This is a genomic window from Microcystis sp. LE19-195.1E (assembly GCF_027532095.1).
GTDB classification, from domain to species: domain Bacteria; phylum Cyanobacteriota; class Cyanobacteriia; order Cyanobacteriales; family Microcystaceae; genus Microcystis; species Microcystis aeruginosa.
Genome location: NZ_JAPZSZ010000222.1, coordinates 1 through 6778, shown reverse-complemented (window position 1 = coordinate 6778; position 6778 = coordinate 1). Strand labels below are relative to the sequence as shown.

Genomic DNA, 6778 nt, shown 5'->3' with positions numbered 1-6778 from the left:
TTCGCCCCTACAGGACGCGGGCCGATGAAGACGCAAGGTTTTGAAGCACGATTCTCTCAAAATCTTGCACCTGTTTCGCTCGTAAAGCCACAAAACCCTTACCTTGCCTACATTTCACCTTTATTCAGCAAGCCCTAATTACATCAATCATAGTTAAGACCATTGGAAAATAGGGTTAGCAGGCGCACTGATTTTCCATTGTATATATAGTATCATGTCTAGTCGCCTTTGTCAAGAGAAAATTTAACAACATCCAGAAAAACGTTATTGTAGGGGTAATTCATGAATTACCCCTACACCTATTACCTAGTCCAGTAACGCACCACCATCGACTGTGGTTGATGTGATTGAATGATGGACTGATTACTGATTACTACTCACTGATTACTGATTACTGCTCACTGATCACTGATAATAACCCTTGACCACCAAAACGGACAACATCGGTACAAAATAACCCCGTTTCCTCCTGCACAGCTTCTATAGCTTTAACTGCCGCCTCCGTACTAAGATGAAAAGTATTTAAACTAATCCCTTTTACCTTCACCTCCCCGAAACTTCCCCCGGCGCTGGCAGTCATTTCGTAGAGTTTAATCACTTCTGTTAGGGGAGGGATGAGAATATCGGGTAAATCATTGATATGAATTTGTCCAGCGCGATGGACGAGAATTAACCCCGTTGGTTGACTGCCACGCATTAAGGGCAAGGTAGCAGTGGATCCAGGGTGTAATAGGGAGCCTTGACCCTCAATAAACAGAATATCGTTATTTTCTGCTGATTCTAACACCAAAGCCTCGATCGCACCAGCAGCATAATCGACGCGCACTGCATCCAAGGGTACACCCTTCCCAGCGATCATAATTCCCCCCTGTCCAGTGGCTAAAAATTGCGATTTTAGCCCTTTTTCTGGGGCAACTCGGTGTAATTCGATGCTAGTGGACATTTTGCCCACACTCATATCCGTGCCTACGGTTAAAATACGCTGACAGGTTAAATTTTTCGCCCGCGCTTGCCCAATTTTTAAGCCTTGGGGTTCCAGACGAATATCCCAAATCCATTGATCCAGTTTAAGCTGAAGAAAAAGGGGTTTTAGGGGTGTATGGAGACCATTAACGAGGGATAACCCTGCATTTACCCCCTCTTTGATTTCTTCTAGCCAATCCGGTGGTAAAATGCCTCCTGAGGGTGCGATGCCAATTAACAGGGTATCGGGATGATAGGTTAGAGCTTCCCTAACACTAGCAACAATCGGCAAGGGGCGATCGATTCCGGCCACTTCTTTTAAGGTGCTGCCGGCGCTTTCTGCGTCAATAATCGCCACTACCTGCGCTTTCCCGTAACGCAGATAACTTAACCCGGTTTTGCCGCGAGTTCCTTTGATTCCTTCGTGGAGAAGAATCGCTACTTTCTTGTCAGGAGTCAAATAATTAGTCATCTTTTATCCGTAAACTAACACCCAAACCGGGTGAATTATTTGGTTGTAAACGTCCCTTTTCTAAGCTTAATCCCGTGAAGGGATCATCGCGTAAATTTAAATGACTATCTAGGTCGAGATAGTTGACAAGCGGGCCAAGATGTGCTATGGCAGTATTGGCTAAACTGCTATCAGAGTAACATCCGAACATAATTTGCAGTCGGCAAGCTTGGGCAATATGAATCATTCTTTGCACTTCCGCTAATCCACCGGCTTTCATTAGTTTAATATTAATGCCGTGGACTCGATCGGCCAGTTTCGGGATATCTTGACTAGAAAAACAGCTTTCATCGACGAAGATAGGTAGGGGCGATTTTTGGTATAAATCAATTAAATCTCGTTCTTGTCCGACGGATAGGGGTTGTTCCACATAAATAACGCCTTTTTCCTCTAACCATTGGCACATTTTCACCGCATCGCTAAATTGCCAACCACCATTAGCATCGACAGTTAGGGGCAAATGGGGGACAATTTCTTTAATAGCCAGAATTATGGCTCGATCGGCTTCTATACCGTCCGGTGAGCCTAATTTGACCTTTAATAAGCTAAAATCACCGATTTCTAGCCAATCTAACACCCTCTTCCCCACATTTTCTGGAGAATTTAAACCGATAGTAACAGAAACTGGCGGAATCAAAGAGCGATCGAGTCCAAAAATTTGCCAGAGAGGTAAATTAGCTTTTTTGCCTAACCAGTCGTGCAGTGCCGTATCAATAGCGGCACGAGTAGCCGAAGATATCTGATTTTGCCATAAAATTTTCTCAATTTCTTGGCGTTGACAGGGGTGAAAAGATTGTAAAATAGGAGCGATCGAGTTTAATTCTTGCAGGATTTTATCGGGTTTTTTCTCCTCGCTGGTAATATTAAAAGGGGATGCCTCTCCCCACCCTTCGATATTTTCCTCGCTAATTTGCAGCCATATATTAGTATTTTCGCTGGTAGTGCCGCGACTAATCGTTAAAGGTACTCGTTTATGAATAGTAAAAGTTTGCCAGTTTAGCAGCATAATTCACCTAGGGATGATCGGGGAATAGGAACAGAAAAATTATCTACACTTACCCAAATCCTTACTTCTGTCCACTCTCCCCGCAATCATACAACTTCCGGCGGTGTTTTTCGTCAAAGACAAAATATGATAGGCTAACCGAAGGTGTAAGCAAGACGGCTGCGGGTTAGGAAATTGGGATGAAAGAGGAGTGAGTTAACCAAAATCAATGATTAAGAAAAAGATTTCTTGCTGGGTAAATGGAGGTATTGCCCTCATTGATCGCTATCTGATCAGCCAACTACTACCCCCATTTTTATTTAGTGTTGGTTTATTTGCCTCTTTGGGAGTAGCGATCGGCAATCTTTCCGATTTGGCTAATCAGGTAGTTGATGCCAATCTACCCCTCGCTTCAGCCCTAGAAATTCTCCTGTTAAAAGTGCCAGAATTTGTCACTTATTCCCTGCCGGTTTCTCTTTTGCTGGCCACTTTAATCACCTACGGTCGTTTAAGTAGTGATAGTGAAACCGTTGCCCTGCAAAGCTGTGGAGTCACTATTTATCGTCTTTTTATACCCACTTTCTGCCTGAGTTTAATAGTTACAGTTGTGACATTTTTATTAAATGAATATGTGGTTCCCAATGCTAATTATCGAGCCACAGAAATTTTAGTTCAGAAAATTAATAAAGAAGCAAGTTTTTGGAAAAATAAAGATTTTTATTATCCCGATTATGAAATAAAAACCCTAGAAAATGGTACGATTAATCGCAATTTAATAAGTTTATTTTATGCTGAACAATTCGACGGTGAAAAGATGAAAACCGTCACCGTTATCCGTTGGCTAAAACAAGAATTAAATCAAATTATTATCGCCGATTCGGCCCGTTGGAATGCCGTCGATAACGTCTGGGACTTTTTTAACGGCATTATCTATGAATTAACCCCCCCTAACGCCTCCTATAGCCAAGTTATCCCCTTTAAAGCCGAAAAAATCGCTTTATCTCGCTCCGCTTTCGATTTTGCTCGTCAAAGCCGCGATCCCTACGAGATGAACATACCACAGGCGATCGAATATGTGCAACTGCTCAAACTCAGTGGCGATGATAAGAGAGTCAGGTTTTTTCAAGTGCGAATCCAGCAAAAAATCGCCTTTCCCTTTGTCTGTATCGTCTTTGCTACCATAGGTTGTGCCTTGGGTTCTCTACCGCAAAGAATCGGTCGGGGAACCAGTTTCGGTCTCAGTGTCGCCATTGTTTTCCTCTATTATCTTTTAAACTTCTTAGTCGGCAGCTTGGGACTAACCGCCACCCTCTCCCCCTTCCTAGCTGCCTGGCTGCCTAACTTTTTCGGTTTTGGGTTAGGTCTGTGGTTATTATGGCGACTTAACGGTTAGACTTTTTTGAAAATTTTCGTCAAGATAGGAGACGTAGAGTTATAGCAGGCCCCTTAGTCTATGTTTCCCTTCTTCTTTAACACTTGTGGCAGCACTTCCCGCCAAGAATGTCAAGAGCGTAAATTAACATTCCTCAAATGGATGCGCGATGACCTCGAAACCCGTCTAGCGGGATTAAATGCCGCTATCGAAACTATCGAGCGTCAAATCAGTCGGGAAGGTCAATAAACCCTGAAAATAGGCGAGTTTTCCCCTCGCCTTCTCCCCACAATTAGCTAAGAGAGATAACTTGACAGTTGTATTCGCCAAGAGGGATAATAGTAGTTTGTGTGAACTTTAGCTAGACTAAAATACCTTGGCTAACGTTATTGTAATCGGCGCTCAGTGGGGCGACGAAGGAAAAGGAAAAATCACGGATCTGCTGAGTCGATCGGCGGATGTGGTGGTGCGTTCTCAAGGTGGCGTAAATGCGGGTCATACCGTCGTCGTCGAGGAGCAAACGTTCAAACTCCATCTAATTCCCTCTGGGATTCTCTACTCAGATACGGAATGTATAATCGGCTCAGGAACAGTCATAGATCCCTCGGTGTTACTCAAAGAGATGGCGCAATTACACGCCCTCAATGTCACCACCGACAATCTCTATATCTCGCAAACGGCTCATGTCACTATGCCCTATCATCGGCTGCTCGATCAAGCATCCGAGGAAAAACGGGGTAAATATAAAATCGGCACCACGGGAAGGGGTATCGGCCCCACCTATGCCGACAAATCCGAGCGCATCGGCATTCGAGTCATCGACTTGATGAATACCGAGAATCTGCGGCAAAAACTAGAATGGACGATCAATTATAAAAACGTCATTTTAGAAAAGTTATATAACTTACCGCCTTTAGATGCGAAGACGGTGATCGAGGAATATCTAGAATATGCCGAGATACTGCGTCCCCATGTGGTCGATAGTTCCTTAAAAATCTACGAAGCAATCCGCAAGCGTAAGAATATTCTTTTTGAAGGGGCCCAAGGCACCTTACTCGACCTCGATCACGGAACCTATCCCTACGTTACCTCCTCCAATCCGATCGCCGGCGGTGCTTGTGTGGGCTCTGGCATCGGTCCGACGGTAATCGATCGAGTGATCGGTGTGGCCAAAGCTTACACCACTAGGGTAGGTGAAGGTCCATTTCCCACGGAATTAGAGGGGGAGATCGAGCAGTTATTGTGCGATCGCGGGGCGGAATTCGGGACTACCACCGGCCGTCGTCGTCGTTGCGGTTGGTTTGATGCGGTTATCGGTCGTTACGCGGTGCGAATCAATGGTTTAGACTGTCTAGCGATCACCAAGTTAGATGTTCTCGATACCCTAGAGGAAATCAAAGTCTGTGTCGCCTACCAATTGGACGGCCAAACCTGTCGCCATTTACCCAGCAGTGCCGGGGAATTCGCCCGTTGTCAACCGATTTACCGAACGATGCCGGGGTGGCAACAACCCACCAGTGATTGTCGGAGTCTGGAAGACCTGCCCAAACAGGCCCTCGATTATCTAAAATTCCTAGGGGCGATCATGGAAGTACCGATCGCTATTATCTCCCTAGGAGCTAGTCGCGACCAAACTATCATCGTTGAAGACCCCATTCACGGGCCAAAACGCGCTCTTTTGGACGAAAATGGCTCACCTTGGGATAATCACGAATTTTAAATCATTGCTAAAGAGGATTAGTCAACTATGCAAGTTAGCGTTGAATGTCAAAAAAGACCCGAAAATATTAACCCCAGGGCCCTACGTCGTCAGGGTTTGATCCCGGCGGTTCTCTACGGCCACAGCGGCACGGAGTCGGTTTCCCTCGTGGTGGGAGAAAAAGCGGCCTTAACCCTGCTCAAAAAGGCCTCGGTAAATAATACCTTGGTGGATGTGAATGTTCCCGAAATGCCTTGGACGGGAAAAGCTTTGATCCAAGAGGTACAATCTCATCCTTGGAAAAGAAATCTCTATCACCTCAGTTTCTTCTCGGTGTCTGCCCACGGTAAGCTCGATATCGTTGTTCCGATTAAAGCCATAGGAGAAGCGATCGGAACCAAACAGGGCGGTTTAATCGAACAGTTCGTCAACGAAGTTAATGTCTCCTGTATTGCCGATAATATCCCGGAAGTGATCGAATTTGATGTTTCGGAGATCGGTGTGGGGCAATCCCTGCTCGTGGGTGATTTGAAAATGCCAGAAGGGGTGACTTTAAAAGACGATCCCCATACCACCGTTTTTGCCGTTGTTGCCGCTAAACGGTAAATTAATTGATCGGTGGTCGGGTGATCGGGTTTTGGGGTGATAGGGTGATGAGACAGCTTCCCCCTCCCCAACCCCCACTCTGCCATAACTGCTACTGCATACTTTGTGCTTTTTGTCAAAAAAACTTTTTCTTTGCAATAAAACTACACAAAAAAAAGATCATCGTTGTGGGTGAAATTGACTAATTTACCTGTCTTAATTAGGATCACCCTGTAGGTGTGGCGAGGGTTTCAAGCATTGCTGTCCAAAAAAGCACAGACTAAACCACTATGAAATTCTATCAAATCGCTGTAACCATTGCAACATCGTTGTTAAATAAAAATCTTTCTCAATTAATTCTTAAGAATTTGTAAATATTGCTAAATGTTAATTTAAATATTCTCAAGTTTTTGGAGTCAATAAATAATTTTTGCTTATCTTTGGCGCACATTGGGTTAGAAGTCGGGAGACAGGAGACAGGAGACAGGAGACAGGAGACAGGAGATTATTTCTATTTAGGGTTTGCTGAAAAAGCCTGAAATGCCGATAGGAAAAAGGTTTCGACTCAATAAAGTCGAGAAAAAAGGCCCAAAAAAAGGTAAAATACCCTAAAAGCCAGGCACTTTTTTCATTCAGTACAGATGTATCGTATCTCGACCGCAA

At 44.5% G+C, this 6778-nt stretch carries 7 protein-coding genes; 5 read left to right on the top strand and 2 right to left on the bottom strand.

The window, feature by feature from the left end:
- Positions 1-391: 391 nt before the first annotated feature.
- Together O9300_RS12595 and O9300_RS12590 are read right to left on the bottom strand one after the other, a co-directional pair.
- The gene (locus O9300_RS12595) at positions 392-1435 is read right to left on the bottom strand and encodes an N-acetyltransferase DgcN family protein (RefSeq protein ID WP_287971950.1); all 1044 of its coding nucleotides are present in this window, start codon (positions 1433-1435) and stop codon (positions 392-394) included.
- Complete coding sequence (locus tag O9300_RS12590; RefSeq protein ID WP_185237432.1) at positions 1428-2480, bottom strand: dipeptide epimerase; 1053 nt, start codon at positions 2478-2480, stop codon at positions 1428-1430. Before O9300_RS12590 ends, O9300_RS12595 begins: the two co-directional genes overlap by 8 nt.
- A gap of 208 nt (positions 2481-2688) precedes the next feature.
- Here O9300_RS12590 and O9300_RS12585 point away from each other — a divergent pair, with 208 nt between their 5' ends.
- The 5 genes from O9300_RS12585 to O9300_RS12565 all read left to right on the top strand — a co-directional run bounded on the left by O9300_RS12585 (position 2689) and on the right by O9300_RS12565 (position 6654).
- Positions 2689-3852 (top strand): LptF/LptG family permease, encoded by a 1164-nt coding sequence (locus tag O9300_RS12585; RefSeq protein WP_287971948.1) that lies wholly within the window; start codon positions 2689-2691, stop codon positions 3850-3852.
- Positions 3853-3912: 60 nt separating this feature from the next.
- Entirely contained in the window at positions 3913-4080 is a 168-nt protein-coding gene (locus O9300_RS12580; RefSeq protein WP_002759244.1) for a hypothetical protein, read from the top strand.
- Between the two features lie 127 nt (positions 4081-4207).
- The gene (locus O9300_RS12575; protein WP_287971946.1) at positions 4208-5551 is read left to right on the top strand and encodes an adenylosuccinate synthase; all 1344 of its coding nucleotides are present in this window, start codon (positions 4208-4210) and stop codon (positions 5549-5551) included.
- 27 nt (positions 5552-5578) lie between these two features.
- Complete coding sequence (locus O9300_RS12570; protein ID WP_287971944.1) at positions 5579-6136, top strand: 50S ribosomal protein L25/general stress protein Ctc; 558 nt, start codon at positions 5579-5581, stop codon at positions 6134-6136.
- 356 nt (positions 6137-6492) lie between these two features.
- The gene (locus O9300_RS12565; protein WP_287971941.1) at positions 6493-6654 is read left to right on the top strand and encodes a hypothetical protein; all 162 of its coding nucleotides are present in this window, start codon (positions 6493-6495) and stop codon (positions 6652-6654) included.
- The last annotated feature ends 124 nt before the right edge of the window (positions 6655-6778 follow it).

Bases quoted from the DNA above. Each gene is read 5' to 3' on its own strand.
- O9300_RS12580 (WP_002759244.1), top strand. From the start codon at position 3,913: ATGTTTCCCTTCTTCTTTAACACTTGTGGCAGCACTTCCCGCCAAGAA.
- O9300_RS12590 (WP_185237432.1), bottom strand. From the start codon at position 2,480: ATGCTGCTAAACTGGCAAACTTTTACTATTCATAAACGAGTACCTTTA.
- O9300_RS12595 (WP_287971950.1), bottom strand. From the start codon at position 1,435: ATGACTAATTATTTGACTCCTGACAAGAAAGTAGCGATTCTTCTCCAC.
- O9300_RS12570 (WP_287971944.1), top strand. From the start codon at position 5,579: ATGCAAGTTAGCGTTGAATGTCAAAAAAGACCCGAAAATATTAACCCC.
- O9300_RS12585 (WP_287971948.1), top strand. From the start codon at position 2,689: ATGATTAAGAAAAAGATTTCTTGCTGGGTAAATGGAGGTATTGCCCTC.